At 72.6% G+C, this 18961-nt stretch carries 17 protein-coding genes; 7 read left to right on the top strand and 10 right to left on the bottom strand.

Annotated elements, in window-relative coordinates:
- Positions 1 to 6: 6 nt before the first annotated feature.
- Positions 7 to 810: a polyprenol monophosphomannose synthase gene (locus IG63_RS0110635; RefSeq protein WP_051706556.1), complete on the bottom strand. Its 804-nt coding sequence runs from the start codon at positions 808 to 810 to the stop codon at positions 7 to 9.
- 574 nt (positions 811 to 1384) lie between these two features.
- On the opposite strand from IG63_RS0110635, the gene IG63_RS0110625 reads away from it, so the two are divergent.
- A complete protein-coding gene (locus IG63_RS0110625; RefSeq protein WP_051706553.1) occupies positions 1385 to 2788 on the top strand; it encodes a KamA family radical SAM protein in 1404 nt (467 codons plus the stop codon).
- On the opposite strand, the gene IG63_RS0110620 is transcribed toward IG63_RS0110625, so the two are convergent.
- Positions 2767 to 4092, bottom strand: coding sequence for an MFS transporter (locus tag IG63_RS0110620; RefSeq protein ID WP_036195043.1), 1326 nt, complete (start codon positions 4090 to 4092; stop codon positions 2767 to 2769). The two genes, IG63_RS0110625 and IG63_RS0110620, sit on opposite strands and share 22 nt — an antisense overlap.
- A gap of 138 nt (positions 4093 to 4230) precedes the next feature.
- On the opposite strand from IG63_RS0110620, the gene IG63_RS0110615 reads away from it, so the two are divergent.
- Positions 4231 to 5232 carry a DNA topoisomerase IB gene (locus tag IG63_RS0110615; protein ID WP_030484351.1) on the top strand — a complete coding sequence of 334 codons (1002 nt, stop codon included), beginning with the start codon at positions 4231 to 4233 and terminating at the stop codon, positions 5230 to 5232.
- A 129-nt stretch (positions 5233 to 5361) separates the two neighbouring features.
- On the top strand, positions 5362 to 6099 hold the full coding sequence (locus tag IG63_RS0110610; protein ID WP_051706551.1) for a CDP-alcohol phosphatidyltransferase family protein: 738 nt from the start codon (positions 5362 to 5364) through the stop codon (positions 6097 to 6099).
- 36 nt (positions 6100 to 6135) lie between these two features.
- On the opposite strand, the gene IG63_RS0110605 is transcribed toward IG63_RS0110610, so the two are convergent.
- Both IG63_RS0110605 and IG63_RS0110600 read right to left on the bottom strand, forming a co-directional pair.
- Complete coding sequence (locus IG63_RS0110605) at positions 6136 to 7197, bottom strand: 2,3-butanediol dehydrogenase (protein WP_030484349.1); 1062 nt, start codon at positions 7195 to 7197, stop codon at positions 6136 to 6138.
- 11 nt (positions 7198 to 7208) lie between these two features.
- Complete coding sequence (locus tag IG63_RS0110600; RefSeq protein ID WP_030484348.1) at positions 7209 to 9044, bottom strand: NAD(P)/FAD-dependent oxidoreductase; 1836 nt, start codon at positions 9042 to 9044, stop codon at positions 7209 to 7211.
- Positions 9045 to 9146: 102 nt separating this feature from the next.
- Here IG63_RS0110600 and IG63_RS0110595 point away from each other — a divergent pair, with 102 nt between their 5' ends.
- Together IG63_RS0110595 and IG63_RS0110590 are read left to right on the top strand one after the other, a co-directional pair.
- On the top strand, positions 9147 to 10391 hold the full coding sequence (locus IG63_RS0110595) for a helix-turn-helix domain-containing protein (RefSeq protein ID WP_030484347.1): 1245 nt from the start codon (positions 9147 to 9149) through the stop codon (positions 10389 to 10391).
- 47 nt (positions 10392 to 10438) lie between these two features.
- Positions 10439 to 10900, top strand: coding sequence for a VOC family protein (locus IG63_RS0110590; RefSeq protein ID WP_051706550.1), 462 nt, complete (start codon positions 10439 to 10441; stop codon positions 10898 to 10900).
- Positions 10901 to 10922: 22 nt separating this feature from the next.
- Here IG63_RS0110590 and IG63_RS0110585 read toward each other — a convergent pair whose 3' ends face one another.
- Complete coding sequence (locus IG63_RS0110585; protein ID WP_030484345.1) at positions 10923 to 11360, bottom strand: Lrp/AsnC family transcriptional regulator; 438 nt, start codon at positions 11358 to 11360, stop codon at positions 10923 to 10925.
- 24 nt (positions 11361 to 11384) lie between these two features.
- On the opposite strand from IG63_RS0110585, the gene IG63_RS0110580 reads away from it, so the two are divergent.
- Positions 11385 to 12317: a 5'-3' exonuclease gene (locus IG63_RS0110580; protein WP_342665952.1), complete on the top strand. Its 933-nt coding sequence runs from the start codon at positions 11385 to 11387 to the stop codon at positions 12315 to 12317.
- Here the strand turns inward: IG63_RS0110580 and IG63_RS0110575 are convergent.
- Entirely contained in the window at positions 12314 to 12907 is a 594-nt protein-coding gene (locus IG63_RS0110575; protein ID WP_030484343.1) for a helix-turn-helix domain-containing protein, read from the bottom strand. The genes IG63_RS0110580 and IG63_RS0110575 overlap by 4 nt on opposite strands.
- A gap of 85 nt (positions 12908 to 12992) precedes the next feature.
- Here IG63_RS0110575 and IG63_RS0110570 point away from each other — a divergent pair, with 85 nt between their 5' ends.
- Positions 12993 to 13913, top strand: a complete 921-nt coding sequence (locus IG63_RS0110570; RefSeq protein WP_036195040.1) for an NAD(P)/FAD-dependent oxidoreductase — start codon at positions 12993 to 12995, stop codon at positions 13911 to 13913.
- A 166-nt stretch (positions 13914 to 14079) separates the two neighbouring features.
- On the opposite strand, the gene IG63_RS0110565 is transcribed toward IG63_RS0110570, so the two are convergent.
- Genes IG63_RS0110565 through IG63_RS0110550 form a run of 4 tightly spaced genes read right to left on the bottom strand, consistent with a single transcriptional unit; the run spans position 14080 to position 18919 of the window.
- On the bottom strand, positions 14080 to 16857 hold the full coding sequence (locus IG63_RS0110565) for a DEAD/DEAH box helicase (RefSeq protein ID WP_030484341.1): 2778 nt from the start codon (positions 16855 to 16857) through the stop codon (positions 14080 to 14082).
- Complete coding sequence (locus IG63_RS0110560; protein ID WP_036195038.1) at positions 16854 to 17744, bottom strand: diacylglycerol kinase; 891 nt, start codon at positions 17742 to 17744, stop codon at positions 16854 to 16856. Before IG63_RS0110560 ends, IG63_RS0110565 begins: the two co-directional genes overlap by 4 nt.
- Positions 17745 to 17764: 20 nt before the next feature.
- Positions 17765 to 18604, bottom strand: a complete 840-nt coding sequence (tatC, locus tag IG63_RS0110555; RefSeq protein WP_245604389.1) for a twin-arginine translocase subunit TatC — start codon at positions 18602 to 18604, stop codon at positions 17765 to 17767.
- 12 nt (positions 18605 to 18616) lie between these two features.
- Positions 18617 to 18919, bottom strand: a complete 303-nt coding sequence (locus IG63_RS0110550; RefSeq protein ID WP_051706547.1) for a Sec-independent protein translocase subunit TatA — start codon at positions 18917 to 18919, stop codon at positions 18617 to 18619.
- Positions 18920 to 18961 lie beyond the last annotated feature (42 nt).

The following is an 18961-nucleotide window of genomic DNA, read 5'->3' as shown; positions in this document are numbered from 1 at the left end:
TCCGTCTCAACGACCGGGACGAGCGCGCTGTTCCGCGCCGCGGGCCCGTCGTACGGCGGCGCGCAGCTGACGTCGCCGCTCGGCGAGCCCCCAGGCGGTGATGCGGCGCAGCGACTCGGTGGCGACGGAGCGGGTCATCTTCGACTCTCCTCGCTCCCGCTCGACGAACTCGATCGGGACCTCGACCACCCGCAGCCCGGCCCGCACGGTGCGGTAGGCGAGGTCGGCCTGGAAGACGTAGCCGAGCGACTGCACGCTGGCGAGGTCGATCGCCTCCAGGGTGGTGCGGCGGAAGAGTCGGTAGCCGGCCGTGGCGTCGCGCACGGGCATCCCGAGCAGGGCGCGGGTGTAGAGGTTGCCGCCCCGCGAGAGCAGCTCGCGGCTGCGGGGCCAGTTGACGATGGAGCCTCCGGGCACCCACCTCGACCCGATCACCAGGTCCGCGTCGCCCAGCGCCGCCAGCAGACGGTCCAGCTGCTCGGGCTGGTGCGAGCCGTCGGCGTCCATCTCCCCCACCACGTCGTAGCCGCGCTCGAGGGCCACGCGGAAGCCGTGCAGGTACGCCGCGCCGAGACCCTCCTTGGCGGTGCGGTGCAGCACCGAGACGCGGTCATCACGGGCGGCGGCCTCGTCGGCGAGCCTGCCCGTGCCGTCGGGCGAGTCGTCGTCGACGACGAGCACGTCGACCTCGGGCTGGGCCGCGCGCACGCGCTGCAGCAGCCCCGGCAGGTTGTCGGCCTCGTCGTAGGTCGGGACCACCATGACCACCCGACCCAGCCCGTGCGGTCCTGCCGGCGAGCTCGGCGTCATGCCCGGGAACCTATCGCGCCGGCGACGACGCCGGAGGGGCAGGACGGGGGGAACGACGAGGACCTTCGGACCGTCCCCGCACTGACCGGTTGCCAGTGTCGGGAGCGTTGTCTACTGGTCGCCTCGCTCCCCCCGCGTCCTCCCGTCCGTGACCGCGGCCGCCGACCCGCCAAGTGCGTCGAGCGGTGGCCATCTTGGCGAGATGGGCCGGTGACGCAACAGCCGGAGTCCGGGACCGGACGTGCTGCCCGGAGAAACTCCGAAGACCCTGTCTTCGGCACGCGCTCGTGTCAAGACTCCCCTGACCAGCGGCGATGGCACGAAGGTGCAGGTCAGGCGAGGTGGACGGGGGGCGACGACCCGGTGACGAAAATCGGTCTCCATCGGCGTGTCGCGCTGGACACGCCGTCCGGTCTAGGAGTGGGCCACGTCGACCAGGGTCAGTACCCCGCCCGCGCCCGCGCCCGCGTCGTCCGTGCACATGTTCCTCGTCATGTCGGACGTGCGTCGTCGGGCAGGAGATCTTCCGGCGTGTAGCTTGATCGGCCGCAAGGTCTCCGCTCATACTGCGGAAATGAGCATCGAGACGTCCATCGCGAGCCTGGTGGAGCACGAGACGGGCCAGCCGTACCCGTACCGACGCGTCGAGCTGGTCGAGCCCGACTGGCGCCGTTTCCCCGGCTGGCGCGACGTCACCCGCGAGCAGTGGGAGAGCGTGCAGTGGCAGCGCTCGCACTGCGTCAAGAACCTCCGGCAGCTCCGGGAGCTGCTCGGCGACCTGGTCGACGAGTCCTTCTACGCCGACCTGGAGCGTGACCAGGCGGAGCGGGCGACGATGTCGATGCTGGTCCCGCCGCAGATGATGAACACCATGGCTCCCCACGTGGAGCCGGCGGGCCCGGGGTCGCTGACCGACGCCTTCTACGCCGACCCGGTGCGCCACTACATGATCCCGGTCTACTCCGACCGGCGCACCGACTGGCCCTCGCACCCCCACGCCTCGCGCGACTCGCTGCACGAGCACGACATGTGGGCGGTCGAGGGACTCACCCACCGCTACCCCACCAAGGTGCTCGCCGAGCTGCTGCCGACCTGCCCGCAGTACTGCGGGCACTGCACCCGCATGGACCTGGTCGGCAACTCCACGCCCACCGTCGAGAAGCTGAAGTTCCTCGGCAAGCCGGTCGACCGGCACGCCGAGATGCTCGACTACCTGCGGCGCACCCCCTCGGTGCGCGACGTGGTGGTCTCGGGCGGCGACGTCGCCAACATGCCGTGGGCTCGTCTGGAGGGCTTCCTCGACCAGGTGCTCGACGTCGACAACATCCGCGACATCCGGCTGGCCACCAAGGCCCTGATGGGTCTGCCCCAGCACTGGCTGCAGGACGACGTCCGGGCCGGCATGGAGCGGGTCGCCACCAAGGCCCGGGCCCGCGGGGTGTCGCTCGCGCTCCACACCCACGTCAACCACGCCAACTCCGTCACGCCGCTCGTCGCCGACGCGACCCGGGCGATGTTCGAGGCCGGTGTGCGCGACGTGCGCAACCAGGGCGTGCTGCTCGACGGCGTCAACGCCGACCCCCACGCCTTGCTCGACCTGTGCTTCCGGCTGCTCGACGGCGCGCAGATCCTGCCCTACTACCTCTACATGTGCGACATGATCCCGGCCTCGGAGCACTGGCGGGTCTCGGTGGCCGACGCCCAGCGGCTGCAGCACCACATCATGGGCTACCTCCCGGGCTTCGCCACGCCACGGATCGTGTGCGACGTCCCCTTCGTGGGCAAGCGCTGGGTGCACCAGCTGGCGTCGTACGACCAGGTGCGAGGCATCTCGTACTGGACGAAGAACTACCGCACGTCGCTCGAGGCCAGCGACGTCGACGCCCTCGAGCGCACCTACGAGTACTACGACCCGATCCACACGCTGCCCGCCGAGGGCCAGGCGTGGTGGACGCGTCAGGGGGCCGTGACCTCCTGAGGACGCTCCGCCGGCCCGTCGAGCGGGTGGGCGAGCTCGTCGGCCGGCATCCTGGCCCAGAGCACCGCCACGACGGCGAAGACGACCGGAGCCACCCCGGCGACGACGAAGGTCTCGACGAGGCCCAGCAGCTCGCTGACGGGGCCGGCGAGCGCCATCGAGACGGGCATGAAGGCCAGCGAGACGAAGAAGTCGAGCGAGGACACCCGGCCGAGCAGCTCGGGCGGCACCCGACGCTGCAGCAGCGTGCCCCAGATGACCATCGGCGCCGAGAAGCCCAGCCCGAGCACGAAGGCCGCGACGTAGACCTGCCACAGCGCCGTCGCCAGCCCGATCGCGACCATCGGGAGGCACCCCACGCCCCACAGGAGGTTCATCCAGGTCAGGTAGCGGCGCGGGAGCGGCAGCGCCCCCATCGCCAGTGACCCCACCGCGCCACCGACCCCGAACATGGCCAGCACGGTCGCGTGGTCGCCGGGGCCTCCCCCGAGCTGGTCCTTGACCAGGAACGGGACCAGCACCTCCAGCGGGCCGATGAAGACCAGCACCATCAGCGAGGCGAAGAGCAGCGTGGCCAGCAGCCACGGGGTGCGCACCATGTAGCCGAAGCCCTGCCCGATGTCGCGCAGCGCGGCGACCACGACGTGGCCCGGAGGCTCCGCCGAGAGGTCCCTGCGCACGGCCGTCAGCGGCACCAGCGAGACCGCGAGCAGGCCGGCCAGCGAGACCACCGCCGCGACGGCCACGGCGGCCCCGGAGCTCACCGCGCCGACGACGACCCCCGCCGCGGCGGGCCCGGCCGCCTGCTGGAGCACCGGGCGCACCATGCCCTCGAAGCCGTTGACGGCCTGCAGCTCGTCGGCCTCCACGAGCGCGGGGAGCCACGCGGAGTACGCCGGGAAGTAGAACGCCATCGCCACCCCGAGCGCCAGCGACGCCAGGGCCAGGTGCCACAGCCGGGTGGCGTCGGACAGCGAGAGCAGCGCCACGACCGCGATCGTCAGCAGCTCGACGCCGGAGACGCCCTGCAGGATCCGCTTCTGCGGCACGCGGTCGGCGACGGCGCCCGCCAGCAGCGCCGGCACCAGCACACCGACCGACATCGCCGTCATGACCAGGGAGAGCTGCGTCGGGCCACCGCCGATGCGGATGACCTCCCAGACCATCGCCACCACCCAGACCCCGGCGGTGAAGGTGGTCAGCGCCATCGCCAGTGCGAGGCGTCGGTAGCCGCGGCGGCGGAAGGGCCGCAGCAGGCGCGGCGCGCGGCGTCCGGCGGTCGCCTCCGTCGGGTGATCGTGCATGCCGCTCGCTCCTCTCCTCGTCATCATGACGCCCTCCGGTGACAGGACTCATCGGTCCGGGTCGTGGGCGACAGTCCAGGACCTGAAGTCGACGTGAGGTCAAGCATGAGCAGCGGGGCGGGCGGGAACTAGCGGCGCATGGCACGTCTGCGCACCTCCAGGCCCCACGGCAAGGGCTTCTCACGACGCCGGGCCGGCCGGGGCTGGAGCTTCCGCGACAGCGACGGCACCCCGCTGGACGACCCGGAGCAGGTCGAGCGGATCAAGTCGCTCGCGATCCCGCCCGCGTGGAAGGACGTGTGGATCTGCCCGTGGCCCAACGGCCACATCCAGGCAGTGGGCACCGACGACGCCGGACGGCGGCAGTACCTCTACCACCCGCAGTGGCGGGTGCAGCGCGACAAGCTCAAGTTCGACCGGGTGCTGCTCGCGGCCGAGCGGCTGCCGGCCGCCCGGGAGGCCATCACCCGCGACCTGGGGCTGGAGGGGATGCCGCTGGAGCGCGCGGACGCCGTCGCGGTCCGGCTGCTCGACCTGGGCTACTTCCGGGTGGGCAGCGACATCTACGCCGACACCAACGGCTCCTTCGGGCTGACCACCCTCGAGCGGCGCCACGTGCGCAAGCACCGCGACGTGCTCCGCTTTCGCTTCGTCGGCAAGTCCGGCATCGAGCACAGCATCGACATCGACGACCCGGAGGTGCTGACCGCGCTCGACACCCTGCGCCGCCGCCGGGGCGGCAGCGAGCGGCTGCTCGCCTACCAGCTCGAGCGCCGCTGGCGCGACCTCGACGGCACGGCCGTCAACGCCTACCTGGGGGGTCTCTTCGAGGAGCTCACGGCCAAGGACTTCCGCACCTGGCACGCCACGGTGCTCGCGGCCGCCGCGCTGGCGGCGACCGACGAGCCGGGTGACACCAAGCGCTCGCGCCAGCGCGCCATCCGGACCGCCGTCACCGAGGTCTCCGAGTACCTCGGCAACACCCCGACCATCGCCCGCAACAGCTACATCGACCCCCGGGTGATCGACCTGTACGAGTCGGGCACGACCATCGACCCGGAGCTGGTGGCCAAGACCTACGACAGCCCGGCGGAGAAGCAGCGCACCCTGGAGGCGGCGGTGCTCGACCTGCTCCGGTGAGGGCTGTGTCGTGCGCGACGCAGCGCGGCTCATCACGCATGCTTGACCCGACCGACGACACCAGCGCGTAGGCTCCCGCCGAGCACCCTTCGACGCGCCTGCCCGGTCGCCAACGAGAGGCACACCTTCATGACCGCTCCGACCGCTCCGACCGTCCTCGAGGAACCGGCGCGACTGCGAGCCGCGGGCTGGGCCCTGCACGTCTACACCGCCAGCGGCACCGCGATCGCCTTCCTGGCGCTCGCGGCGGCCGTCGGGGGCGACGAGGTGGCCGCCCTGTGGTGGCTCTTCCTGGCGCTGCTGATCGACGGGACCGACGGCATGCTCGCGCGCCGGCTGCGCGTCAAGGAGGTCATCCCGGTCTTCGACGGCGCCCGGCTCGACGACATCGTCGACTACATCACCTACTGCTTCGTGCCGGTCTTCATGCTCTGGAACGGCGGCTACCTGCCCGACGGTCCTGCCGGGGTCGCGCTGGCCGTGCTGCCCCTGCTCGCCTCGAGCTACCAGTTCTGCCGCGCGGACGCCAAGACCGACGACCACTGCTTCCTCGGCTTCCCGAGCTACTGGAACGTCGTGGCCTTCTACGTCATCGTGCTCGGCCTGTCCCCGACCACCACCGCGGTCATCCTGCTCAGCTGCGTGGTGCTGGTCTTCGTGCCCGTCAAGTACATCTACCCCTCGCGCACGCGGCACGCCCGCGGGCTCAACCTGGCCCTCGCCGGCGGCTGGCTCGTGACGTACGCCGTGCTGCTGGCGCAGGTGCCCGACCCCAGCCTGCTCGTGGTCGTCGCCTCACTGGCGTACGTCGCCTACTACGCCGCCACGAGCGTGGCCATGACGCTGCGCGGCCGCGCCGCCGCCTGACCGGCACGACGGCGGCGCGGGGCAGCGGCCCCACCCTCACAGGGTCGGGCTGACCAGCACCTTCACGTTCTCCTCCTTGTTGTCGATCAGCTCGCGGAAGCCCTGCTCGACGATGTCGTCGAGCCCGATGCGGCCGGTGATGAACTGGAAGGGGTCGACCTTGCCGTCGCGCACCAGGGCGATGGTCGCGGGGTGGTCGCCGCAGTAGGCGAGCGAGCCGAGCACGTTGACCTCGCGGAAGACGAGGTCGTTCATCTGCACGGTCGCCTCGTGCCCCCAGATCGCGACGTTGACGCAGGTGCCGCCGGCGCGCGTCGACCGGATCGCCGTGGCGAGCACCTGGTCGATGCCGGCGCACTCGAAGGACACGTCGGCGCCCCGGCCCGAGGTGATCTCCTGCACCGCCTCCACCACGTCGACCTCCCGCGGGTCGAGCACGTGGTCGGCCCCGGCGACGCCGGCCTTCTGCTTGCGCACGGCGGCCGGCTCCACCACGATCACCTCCTCGACGCCCACCGCCTTCAGGGAGGCGGTGGTGACCAGCCCGATCGGTCCGGCGCCGAAGACGAGCGCCGAGTGCCGCGGCTGGGCCCCGGAGAGGCGCACCGCGTGGTAGGCGACGGCGAGCGGCTCCACGAGGGCACCCACGTCGGTGCCGAGCTCGCCGAGCGGATGGATCCACCGGCGCTCCGCGACGACGTACTGCGAGAAGCCGCCGCCGGCTCCGGAGAGCCCCACGAACCCCAGGGTGGCGCAGACGTTGTAGCGCCCCTGGGTGCAGGCGTCGCAGCGCCCGCACACGAGGTAGGGCTCCACCACCACCCGGTCGCCGACGGCGAGGTCGTCGACCCCCTCGCCGAGCTCGGCCACCACGCCCGCGAACTCGTGGCCGAGCGTCAGGGGGTAGCTCTCCCCCGTCAGCGGGTGGGGCGCCTCGGGGGTCGGCGCGAAGATCGGCCCCTCCAGGTACTCGTGCAGGTCGGTGCCGCAGATGCCGCCCCACTCCACCTCGACCTTGACGGTGCCGGCACGGGTCGCCGGCTCGGGGACGTCGTCGACGCGGACGTCGCCGCGCCCGTGGAAGCGCGCTGCCTTCATCGCCGCTCCCCTCAGCTGGTGTGGTGGACGGGCGCGAGGGCGTGGACGGGCGTGTCGATGCCCTCGAAGCGCGCCTTGAGCTGCAGCGCCAGGTAGAGCGAGTAGTGGCGCGACTGGTGCAGGTTGCCGCCGTGCATCCACAGGTGGTCGACCTGGGTCGGCTTCCACATGTTGCGCTGCTCGCCCTGCCACGGGCCCGGGTCCTTGGTGGTCTCGGAGCCCAGGCCCCAGCACTTGCCCAGCCGGTCGGCGGTCTCCTGGTCGACCAGGTCGGCCACCCACCCGTTCATCGAGTTGTAGCCGGTGGCGAAGACCACCACGTCGGCGGGCAGCTCGGTGCCGTCGTCGAGCACGACGGCGTCCTCGGTCAGGCGCACCACCTGGCCGTGGGCGAGCTTGACCTCGCCGTCGGCCACGAGGTCGGCCGCCCCCACGTCGATGTAGTAGCCGGAGCCGCGCCGCAGGTACTTCATGAAGAGCCCGGAGCCGTCGTCGCCCCAGTCGTGCCAGAAGCCGGAGGACTCCAGGCGCTCGTAGAACTCCTTGTCGCGCTCGGCCATCGCCTCGTACGCCGGGATCTGGAAGGTGTGCAGGATGCGGTAGGGCAGCGAGGCGAAGATCAGGTCGGCCTTCTCGGTGGTCACCCCGGCCTCGAGGGCGCGCTCGGAGTAGAGGTCGCCCAGGCCGATGTCCATCAGGCTGTCGCTCTTGACGATGTGGGTCGAGGAGCGCTGCACCATCGTGACGTCGGCGTCGTGCTCCCACAGCGCGCCGCAGATGTCGAAGCTGGAGTTGTTGCTGCCGATGACGACGGCCCGCTTGCCGGCGTAGGCGTCGGGGCCGGGGTGCCGCGAGGAGTGGTGCACGTCGCCGCGGAAGACGTCCATGCCCTCGATCTCGGGCATCCTGGCCTTGCCCGACATGCCGGTGGCGAAGACCAGGTGCGTGGGCCGCAGCGTCAGTGGCTTGCCCTCGCGCTCCACCTCGACGGTCCACTCCTGGGCCTCGTCGCTCCAGGTGGCGGAGGTGGCCGTGGTGTTCGACCAGTAGGGCACCTCCATGATCCGCGTGTAGGACTCCAGCCAGTCGCCGATCTTGTCCTTGGGGGCGAAGACCGGCCAGTTGTCGGGGAACTTCAGGTAGGGCAGGTGGTCGTACCAGACCGGGTCGTGCAGGCACAGGCTCTTGTAGCGGCTGCGCCACTGGTCGCCGGGTCGCGGGTGCTTGTCGACGACCAGCGCCGGCACCCCGAGCTGGCGGAGCCGGGCACCGAGCGCGATGCCGCCCTGGCCGCCGCCGACCACGAGCACGTAGGGCTGCGTCGTGCTGCCGAGGCTCTCGGCCTCGGCCTGCCGGGCCTCCTTCCAGGTCACCCGGTCCTTGCGCGCGCCGTGGTTGACGCCCTTGGGCCGGTGGGTGCCGCGCGGCTCCTCGTGGCCCTTGAGCTCGTACAGCGCCGTGAGCAGGGTCCAGGCCTTGTCGGCGCCGTCCTCCTCCTTGAGCCGGAGCAGGCCGTTGCCGCGGCCGACCTCGGTCTCGAAGGTGATCCAGGCGGTCACCACGCCGTCGGCCTCGTCGGCAGGCTCGGACGTCGCGAAGCCCGAGGGGGCGACGTGCTGGAGCTGGGCGTCGAGCATGCCGGCGATCTGCTCGCGGCCCTCCGAGGTGTGGATGTTCCAGGTGAAGGCGACCAGGTCGCGCCAGTAGGACTCCGTGGCGAACAGCGCCGCCGCGGCCTCGGAGTCACGGGCGCGCAGCGCCGCCTCGAAGTCGGCGAGCCAGCGCTCGGCGCGGGCCTGGGCCGAGGTGGCCTCGGCCTCGGTCGCGCGTTCGGGGGCCTGGGTCATGGGGTCTCCTCGCGTGGGGGCATGTGGGAAGGTGGTGTGACCGAGCACACATCGCCGGCGAGGGCCGGCGACAGGGTTGCAGCACGTTGCAAAGGACCACCCGTGACCGAGCCCACCGACGACGTCGCCCTGCGGCGCACGCGCGAGTCCACGCTGTCCGGTGCGCCCGGCCACTCCGCGAGGTCGCCACGCGGCGCCGTCGCGGCCTCGTGGCGCCGGGTGGCCGCGGGCGGGCTCGACCCCGGCTCGGCCCCCGAGGTCCCGCCGCTCTCCGGCGCCGAGCTCGAGCGGCGGCGTGCCGAGAGCGGGCTCGCCGACTTCGTGCCGCGGCTGACCCGGACGCTGACCTCGGTGATGGAGGCCGGGCAGATGGTCGTCGTCGCCGACGCCGACGGCCGGGTGCTCTGGCGCGCGGGCTCCAGCGGCGTGCGCCGTGCGGCCGACGACCTCGGCTTCGTGGGCGGCTCGGCGTGGACCGAGGGCAACGTCGGCACCAACGCGATCGGCACCGCCCTGGTGCTCGGTGAGGGCGTGCACATCCAGGGCCCCGAGCACTTCTGCGAGTCCCACACCCGGTGGGGCTGCGCTGCGGCCCCGATCAAGGACCCCTGGTCGGGGCGCACGCTGGGGGTCGTCGACGTCAGCGGGCCCTCCCGCGGGATGCACCCCGCGGAGCTGGCGCTCGTCGAGCTGGCGGCCCGCATGACCAGCCTCGAGGTCGCCGAGCGGCACCGCACCGAGCTCGACCGGCTGCGTGCCGTCGCCGCCCCCGTCCTGGCCGGCCTGACCGGTGACGCGCTCGCCGTCGACCGCTTCGGTCACCTGGCGGCGGCGGTGGGCTCCCGCGCCCCCGACCGGGTCGCCCTGCCGCACGACGTGACGGGTGGTCCGCTGTGGCTCCCGACGCTCGGGCCGGCCGTCGCGGAGCCGCTCGCGAGCGGGTGGCTGCTGCGTCTCGACGCCGAGGTCGGCGATGACGACGCCGCCACCTCGTTGACCCTCGACCTCACCGCCGGGCCGGTCGTGCACGTCGACGGCGTGGCGGGGCGCTGGTCGCGCCGGCTGACGCCCCGGCACGCCGAGATCCTGCTGGCGCTGGTGCAGGCGGGAGCCGCGGGGCGCACGGCCGCGCAGCTGGCCTACGACCTCTTCGCCGACCCCGAGCGGGTGGTCACGGTGCGGGCGGAGCTGTCGCGGCTGCGACGTGCGCTCGGTGGCGTGCTGCTCTCCTCGCCCTACCGGGTGGCACCGGGGGTGGGCGCCGAGCTGCGTCTGCCGACCGACCGCAGCGTGGTGCTCCCCGGCTCCAGCGCCCCGGTCGTGCACCGGCTCGTCGATGAGTCCTGACCCCGCGGCAGGTCATCCCCTCTGTCCACCCGAGCGAGGAGCCCATCATGTCCATGCGTCCCACCACGCCCATCACCCCCACCTTGTGGGTCAACGGCCACGACCTGCGCCAGGTCGCCGACTACTACCTCGAGGTCTTCGACGGCAAGGTCACCGGCGACTCCCCCTTCACCGTCCAGGTGACGCTCGACGGCGTCCCCTTTACCCTGCTCCAGGGAGGTGAGACCCGCTTCGAGCCCAACGAGTCGGTCTCCTTCGCGCTCTCGCTGCCCGACCAGGAGTCGGTCGACCGCGTCTGGGACCACTTCGCCAAGGAGGGCGTCCCCAGCGCCTGCGGGTGGATCAAGGACCGCTACGGCTTCTCCTGGCAGGTGGTGCCGACCCGCCTCTACGAGATGCTCACCGGCGACGACGCCGAGGCGACCGCCCGCGTCACCGAGTGCTTCCTGCAGGTGCACGGGCGCGCCTTCGACATCGCCGAGCTCGAGGCGGCGTACGCCGGTCGCTGAGCGGACCCGTGCTCCACGGCTGCTAGTGCAGCGACCTGTTCTCGTACGGCGTGGAGAGCACGATCGTCGTGCGGGTGGTGACGTGCGCCTGCGCGCGCACCCGTCCGAGCAGGTCCTCGAGGTCACCGGGGGTCGCCACCCGGACCTTGAGGATGTAGGACTCCTCCCCCGCGACCGACCAGCACGACTCGATCTCGGCGACGTCCTCGAGCAGCTGCGGGTAGTCGTCAGGTCGCGACACGTCGATCGGCGTGATGGAGATGAAGGCCGTGAGCGGCTTGCCGGCCGCGGCGTGGTCGATGGTGGCGCCGTAGCCCAGGATCAGGCCGCGCTCCTCGAGCCGCTTGACCCGCTGGTGCACCGCGCTGGTGGAGAGCCCCGTCGCCCGGCCGAGCTGGGTGTAGCTCATCCGCCCGTCGTCGGCGAGCAGGCGCAGGATCTGGCGGTCGATCTTCTCCACGAGGGATCACCCTAGGGTGTGACGGTGACGAACCGCCTGATGCTCCTCGACACCGCCTCCCTCTACTTCCGGGCGTTCTTCGGCGTGCCCGACACCATCACGGCACCGGACGGCACGCCGGTCAACGCGGTGCGGGGGCTGCTCGACTTCATCACGCGGCTGGTCGGGGAGTACCAGCCGACCCACCTGGCCTGCTGCTGGGACGACGACTGGCGACCGCAGTGGCGCGTCGACCTGATCCCGTCGTACAAGGCGCACCGGGTGGTCGCGGAGCGTCGCGACGACCCCGACGTCGAGGAGGTGCCCGACCCGCTGGAGCAGCAGGTGCCGCTGATCCGCGCCACCCTCGAGGCCTTCGGCATCGCCGTGGTGGGGCACGCGGAGATGGAGGCCGACGACGTGATCGGCACGCTCGCCACCGGCGCCGGGATGCCGGTGGACATCGTCACCGGCGACCGCGACCTCTTCCAGCTGGTCGACGACGAGGAGCAGGTGCGGGTGCTCTACGTCGCCCGTGGGGTCAGCAGGCACGAGCGGATCACCGACGAGGTGGTGCGCGAGAAGTACGGCGTCGGGGCCGACCAGTACGCCGCGCTGGCCACGATGCGTGGCGACAGCTCCGACGGGCTGCCCGGCGTGCCCGGCGTGGGCGACAAGACCGCCGCGACCCTGCTGTCGCGCTTCGGCGACCTCGACTCGATCATCGCCGCCGCCTCCGACCCCGACTCCGACATGGGGCCGGGCCCGCGCGGCAAGCTGAAGGCGGCCGCCGACTACCTCGCGGTCGCGCCGCAGGTCGTCGCGGTGGTGCGTGACCTCGACCTGGGCTCCCCCGGCCTGGCGCTGCCCCGCTCCCCCGCTGAGCCGGAGATGCTGGCGGCGATCGCGGCCCAGTGGGGGCTGGAGAGCCCCGTGGAGCGGCTCACCGACACCCTCGCGGGACTGCCCGAGGTCTAGCCCGCAGCCGGGGCGGGGGCGTCGGTGGAGCGCGCCCGGATGTGCATGCGCTCGCCCTCGCGACCGAAGATCGAGAGGAACTCGACCTGGCGCTCGTCGGCGCCGCCGAACCAGTGCGGCACCCGGGTGTCGAACTCCACGACCTCGCCCGGCTCCAGCACCAGGTCGTGGGGTCCCAGCACCATCCGCAGCCTCCCCGCGAGCACGTAGAGCCACTCGTAGCCCTCGTGCACCTGGGGGTCGGGCGTCCGGCGCCGCTTGCCGGGCGCCACGGTGAGCTTGTAGGCCTGCAGGCCGCCCGGCCGGCGCGTCAGGGGCACCATGGTCATGCCGCCGCGGCGCACGGCCTTCTGCTCCACGCGCGGGTCCTCCGTGGCGCTGGCGACGAGGTCGTCGAGGGAGATGCCGTAGGCCGAGGCCACCGGCAGCAGCAGCTCCAGGGTCGGCTTGCGACCGCCCGACTCGAGCCGCGACAGGGTGCTGACGGAGATCCCCGTGCGCGCGGCCAGCTCGGCGAGGGTGAGCTCGGCCTCGACCCGCAGCGAGCGCAGCCGCGGGCCGACGGTCTCGAGGACGGCGTCGATGTCCATGAGTGCGAGTTTGCCACTCCGGCAACGAACTTTGTCAATCGAAGTGACAACCGCGCAGGGTGGACGTCGTCGAGAGGAGACGGTCATGGAGACCTTTGACGTGGTGGTGGTCGGTGGCGGGCCGGCGGGTCTGTCGGGTGCGGTGGCGCTGGCGCGGTCGCGGCGCAGCGTGCTGGTGGTCGACGCCGGGGAGCCCCGCAACGCCCGGGCCGAGGGGGCCCACAACCTGCTGGGCCGCGAGGGCATCGCACCGCAGGAGCTGCTGGCCCGGGGCAGGGAGGAGCTGGCGTCGTACGGCGGGCAGGTGCGTCGCGGCCGGGCCGTGTCGGCCGAGCGCGACGGCGAGCTCCTCGTGGTGCACCTCGAGGGGGGCGGCGCCGTGGCCGGCCGTCGGCTGCTCGTGACCAGCGGCCTGGTCGACGAGCTGCCGGAGCTGCCGGGACTGCGCGAGCGCTGGGGCGAGCAGGTCCTGCACTGCCCCTACTGCCACGGCTGGGAGGTGCGCGACCGGCGGATCGTGGTGCTGGCGACGAGCGCGATGAGCACCCACCAGGCGCTGCTCTTCTCCCAGCTCTCCGACCGCGTCGTGCTGCTGACGCACGGGCTGGCGGTGGACGACGAGGAGCGCGACCGGATGCGGGCCGCGGGCGTGGCGGTGGTCGACGACGAGGCCGTGGGGCTCGAGGGTCACCCGCTGGGGGGCGTGCGCCTGCGCAGCGGCGCCCTGCTACCGGCGGACGCCGTGGTCGTGGCGCCGCGGATGCGCGCGCACTCCCCCGTGCTGGAGTCGCTCGGCCTGGCGGCGGTCGAGCACCCCTCGGGCACCGGCGAGCACTACCCCAGCGAGCTCGGCGGCACGACGACGCTCCCGGGCGTGCACGTGGCGGGCAACGTCACGGACCCGATGGCCCAGGTCGGGGCCTCGGCAGCCGCGGGCATGATGGCCGGCGCGATGCTCAACGCCCAGCTGGTGGAGACCGACGTGCGGGCCCGGCTCGGCGCCTGACAGTTGAGCGCGCAACGATGCTTGTGCCGCGCAACGGGTGCGGCCATGATGTGCGGACTGTCTCCCCGACTCTGCAGACGGGGACGACCCACCCGGCCGGGCAGCCTCGCTGCCCGGCCGGCATCCATTCCGGCCCGTCCGCGCGGCCGGCTCGATGGGACCCCGCTCAGGCGGGGCCGGGCTCGTAGCCCGCGACGACACCGCGGCGTACCAGTCGACCGACCTCACGGGCGGTCTCGCGCAGCGGGCCCCGACCGGCAGCGTCGGCCACCTGGTCGGCGAGGTCGAGCAGCTGCTTGCACCAGCGCACGAAGTCACCGGCCGGCAGGTCGCTGGTGCGGAGCACGTCGTCGAGGTCGTCGCCGAGCGCCCAGCGCCAGACCGCCCAGCACAGGCCGAGATCCGGCTCGCGCAGCTGGTCGACGTGGTGGTCGCGCTCGAGCGCGTCCAGCTGGCCCCAGGTGCGCACCATCTCCGCGATCACCTCGCGCACCGGCCCCTCGGGGAGCCGGGGAGCAGGCGCGTCGTCGGGCCGGCGCGACTCGTAGGCGAGCGAGGCCAGCACGCAGGCGAGCTCGGGCGCGTCGAGGCCGTCCCAGAGCCCGGCGCGCAGCGACTCCGCGGTGAGCAGGTCCATCTCGTGGTAGATCCGCATCAGGGTGCGTCCCCGGTCGGTGACGGCCAGACGGTCGCCCTCCCCCTCGAGGTAGTCCAGGGCGCGCAGCACCTCGCAGACCCGGTCGAACTGGCGGGCGATGGTGTTGGTGCGCTGCTCGATCCGCCGGCGCAGGGTGCGCGCGTCACGGTCGAGCTTGTGCCACCGCTCCGCCCACCGCGCATGGTCCTCGCGGTCGGGGCAGCCGTGGCAGGGGTGGGCGCGCAGCTCGCGCCGCAGCTCCTCGATCCGCCCGTCCTGACCACGTGCGCCCCCGCCCGAGCCGCTGCGCCGGCCGACCGGCGGCGGGGTCAGGCCGTGGGTCCGGTCCTTCAGCGCCGAGGCGAGGTCGCGGCGCGCCTGCGGGTTGCGGCCGTTGAAGTTCTTGGGCACGCGGATCCGCGTGATCGACGCGACCGGGGTCGGGAAGTCGCCGAGGTTGAGCCGCTTGGCGTGCCGGTCGGCGGTCAGCACGTAGGGACGCGGACCCTCCCGGTCTCCGGAGTGCCCGGGGTCGAGCACGACGGCCATGCCCGAGAAGCGCCCCGCGGGCACGTCGATGACGTCGCCGGGCTTGAGCGCCTCGAGCGAGGCGACGACCTCCTCGCGCCGGTCGGCCCGGCGGGCCCTCACCAGGTCCTTCTCGGTCTCGCTGAGCCGCTGGCGGAGGCGGGCGTACTCCATGAAGTCGCCGCGGTCGCAGGCCGCGGCCTCGGCGTACCCCGCGAGCGCGTCCTCGGCCTTGCGCAGCTGCTGGGCCAGCCCCACGACCGCCTTGTCGGCCTGGAACTGCGCGAAGGACGACTCCAGCAGCTCTCGCGCGCGCTCCCGGCCGAACTGGTGCACCAGGTTGACCGCCATGTTGTACGACGGGCGGAAGCTGGACCGGAGCGGATAGGTACGCCGCGACGCGAGCCCGGCGACCGAGCCGGGGTCGAGCCCGGGCTGCCAGAGCACGACGCCGTGACCCTCGACGTCGATGCCGCGCCGCCCCGCACGGCCGGTGAGCTGGGTGTACTCCCCCGGCGTGATGTCGGCGTGGGTCTCGCCGTTCCACTTCGAGAGCTTCTCGATGACCACCGACCGGGCGGGCATGTTAATGCCGAGGGCCAGGGTCTCGGTCGCGAAGACCACGCGGCACAGGCCGCGGAGGAAGAGCTCCTCGACGATCTCCTTGAAGGTGGGCAGCAGGCCCGCGTGGTGGGCGGCGACGCCACGGCTGAGGCCGTCGAGGAACTCGTGGTAGCCGAGCACGTGACGGTCCTCGTCGGGGAGGTCGGCGCAGCGGGTCTCCACGAAGGCGACGACCTCGTCGCGCTCCTGCGGGGTGGTGAGGCGCAGGTTGGCCTCCAGGCACTGCTGCACCGCGGCGTCGCAGCCGGCCCGGCTGAAGACGAAGACGATCGCGGGGAGCAGCCCGGCACGGTCGAGCTGCTCGACAACCTGGGAGCGTCGTGGCGTCCACGGTCCGCGGGTGCCGCCGGGACCGGGCCCAGGACGGCGCTCGCCCCGCTTGGGCCGCCGGTCCTTCATCCGGCCCCGCGCCCAGTCGTCACGCGCCACGCGCAGCAGCTGCGGGTTGACCTTCTGCTCGGTGTCGGCGCCGGGGTCGCCCCCCTCGTCGGCGAAGAGGTCGTAGAGGCGCCGGCCCACCATGACGTGCTGGTAGAGCGGCACCGGGCGCCGCTCCTCCACGATGGTGGTGGTCTCGCCGCGCACCGTGCCGAGCCACTCCCCGAACTCCTCGGCGTTGCTCACCGTGGCCGAGAGCGAGGCCAGGGCCACCGACTCGGGCAGGTGGATGATGACCTCCTCCCAGACCGCGCCCCGGGAGCGGTCGGCGAGGTAGTGCACCTCGTCCATCACGACGTAGCCGAGGTCGGCCAGGGTGCGCGAGCCGTTGTAGAGCATGTTGCGCAGCACCTCCGTGGTCATCACGACCACCGGCGCCTCGCCGTTGATGCTGTGGTCGCCGGTCAGCAGGCCGACCTGCTCCGCGCCGTACGTCGCCACCAGGTCGTGGTACTTCTGGTTCGACAGCGCCTTGATGGGGGTGGTGTAGAAGGCCTTGCGGCCCGTGGCCAGCGCGAGGTGGCAGGCGAACTCCCCCACGACGGTCTTGCCGGACCCGGTGGGCGCCGCGACCAGCACCGAGCGGCCCTCCTCCAGCTCGCGGCACGCCCGCGACTGGAAGTCGTCGAGGGCGAACTCCTGCCGGGAGGCGAAGTCGGCCAGCTCCGGGTGCTGCTGGCGGCGGCGGAAGCCGGCGTACTGCTCGGCGGCGCTCATGTCGTCGTCCTCTCCGGGGCCAGCATCCGCAGGGCGGCGGGCGCGACCTCGATCGTCAGGGGCAGGGCGGCGACGCGCTCGCCGTCGGCGTACGCCGTGATGCCGGGCGCGGCGACCGTGACGCGTCGGACGCGCTCGCGACGGAAGCCCGGGTGGTGCACGTGGGTGCCGCGGAAGAGCTTGGGGTAGGTGCGGAGCAGCTCGCGGCGCGACATCGGGGCGATGACGACCACGTCGAGGAGCCCGTCGTCGAGCTCGGCGCCCTCGGTGATGCGCAGGCCGCCACCGAAGGACGGCCCGTTGCCGACGGCCACCATGGTGGCCTCGAGGTGCTCGGTGCGGCCGTCGAGCTCGAGGGTGTAGGGGATCGGCCGCAGCGTGCGCAGCTCGGCGAGCGTCGCGAGGGTGTAGCGGGCCTGGCCGCGCGGCCACCGCATCGCGTTGGCCCGCTCGTTGACCACGGCGTCGAAGCCGGCGGCCAGCACGGTCACGTAGCGACGGTCCCCCGTGACCGCGAGGTCGGTGACGCGCTCGTGACCGGCCACGATCACGTCGACGGCAGCGTCGACGTCGCCCCGCGGGATGTCGAAGTAGCGGGCCACGTCGTTGCCGGTACCCGCCGGCACGAGGCCCAGCCGTGCCCGGCTCCCACCGATCGCCTGCAGCGCGAGGTGCACCATGCCGTCGCCGCCGACCACCACGAGCGTGTCGGCGCCGCCCTCGACCCGGCTGCTGGCCAGCGACAGCGCGTCCTCGGCGTCGCGTCCGCGAACCTCGAGCACGTCGTACCCGCGCGCGCGGAGCCGCTCGGCGGCCTGGACGCCGATCCTCGCCCCCGCGCCCTTGCCGGACGTCGGGTTGCTGAGCAGGACGATCTGCTGGGCCACGTGCGCGACCCTAGCCCCCGTCAGAGGGGCGAGGCCTCGTCGTCGTCCCACTCCTCCCACTGGTGCTTGCCGCGGCGCCGGTCGAGCAACCTGCAGATGACCTCGGAGACGAGCAGCAGCGTCAGCAGCGGGATCGCCAGCAGCAGCATGGAGAAGGGGTCGGTCGACGGCGTGGCGACCGCCGCGAAGACGAAGGTGCCGATGATGATCCAGGGTCGGTGACGACCGAGCGCGCGCCCCGAGACCACGCCGGCGAGGTTGAGCATGATGACGAAGAGCGGGATCTCGTAGGCGATGCCGAAGACGAGCAGCATCCGGATGATGAAGCTGAAGAACGTGCCGAACTCGGTGAGCTGGGTGATGTCGGACGGCGTGAAGCCGATCAGCGTGGCGATGGCGCGGGGCAGCACCCAGTAGCCCGTGGCGACGCCGGCGATGAAGAGCGGGCCGGCGACGACGGTGAAGAGCCGCGTGGCCCGCTTCTCCTCCGGGTGCAGACCCGGGACGACGAAGCCCCAGATCTCGTGGAGCCACAGCGGCGAGGTGGCCACGACCGCGGCCATGGCACAGATCTTGATGTTGAGCAGCAGCGGCTGGCCGACGCCGGTGAGCACCGGCTCGGTGGCGGTGTTGTCGGGCAGCAGCTCCGCGGCCTGGTTGTAGGGCTCGAGGAGCAGCGCGAAGAGCTGGTCGTAGAAGAAGAAGGCGACGACCGTGCCGACCACCAGGTAGAGCGCGATCCGCATGATGCGGGCGCGCAGCTCCCGGAAGTGGTCGGCGAGGGCCATCCGGCCGTCGTCGCCGATGGGGTTGCGTGGCTTGCCGCTGAAGAGGCCGGCGACGCCGCTGATCACTGACACCGCGGCGGGCGGTCAGCTGGAGGGGGTCGAGCCGCCCGGCTCGTCGGTGCGGTGCACCGGGTGGCGCCGGTCGAACTCCTCGTCGCGCTCGCGCTCCCGGGCGTCGAGCTCGCGCTGACGCGGCGTCGCCTCGTCCTTGTCGTCGTCGTCCATCAGGCCCTTGGTCTCGGCCTTGAAGATCCGCAGCGCCCGGCCACTGCCGCGCGCCAGCTCGGGCAGCTTGGAAGCGCCGAAGAGCAGCACGATCACCCCGACGATGATCAGCAGCTCGGTCGGACCGAGTCCGGCGATGAGGGGCGTCAGCTGGGAGCTCATGCCCTCACTGTACGCCGGGCGGGTGACGCGTCGTCAGTCATC

The sequence above is a fragment of the Nocardioides aequoreus genome (genome assembly GCF_000720335.1).
Classification (GTDB): Bacteria; Actinomycetota; Actinomycetes; order Propionibacteriales; family Nocardioidaceae; genus Marmoricola; species Marmoricola aequoreus.
Note: the sequence above shows the minus strand (reverse complement) of the source record. Positions and strands in the feature narration are given on the sequence as shown.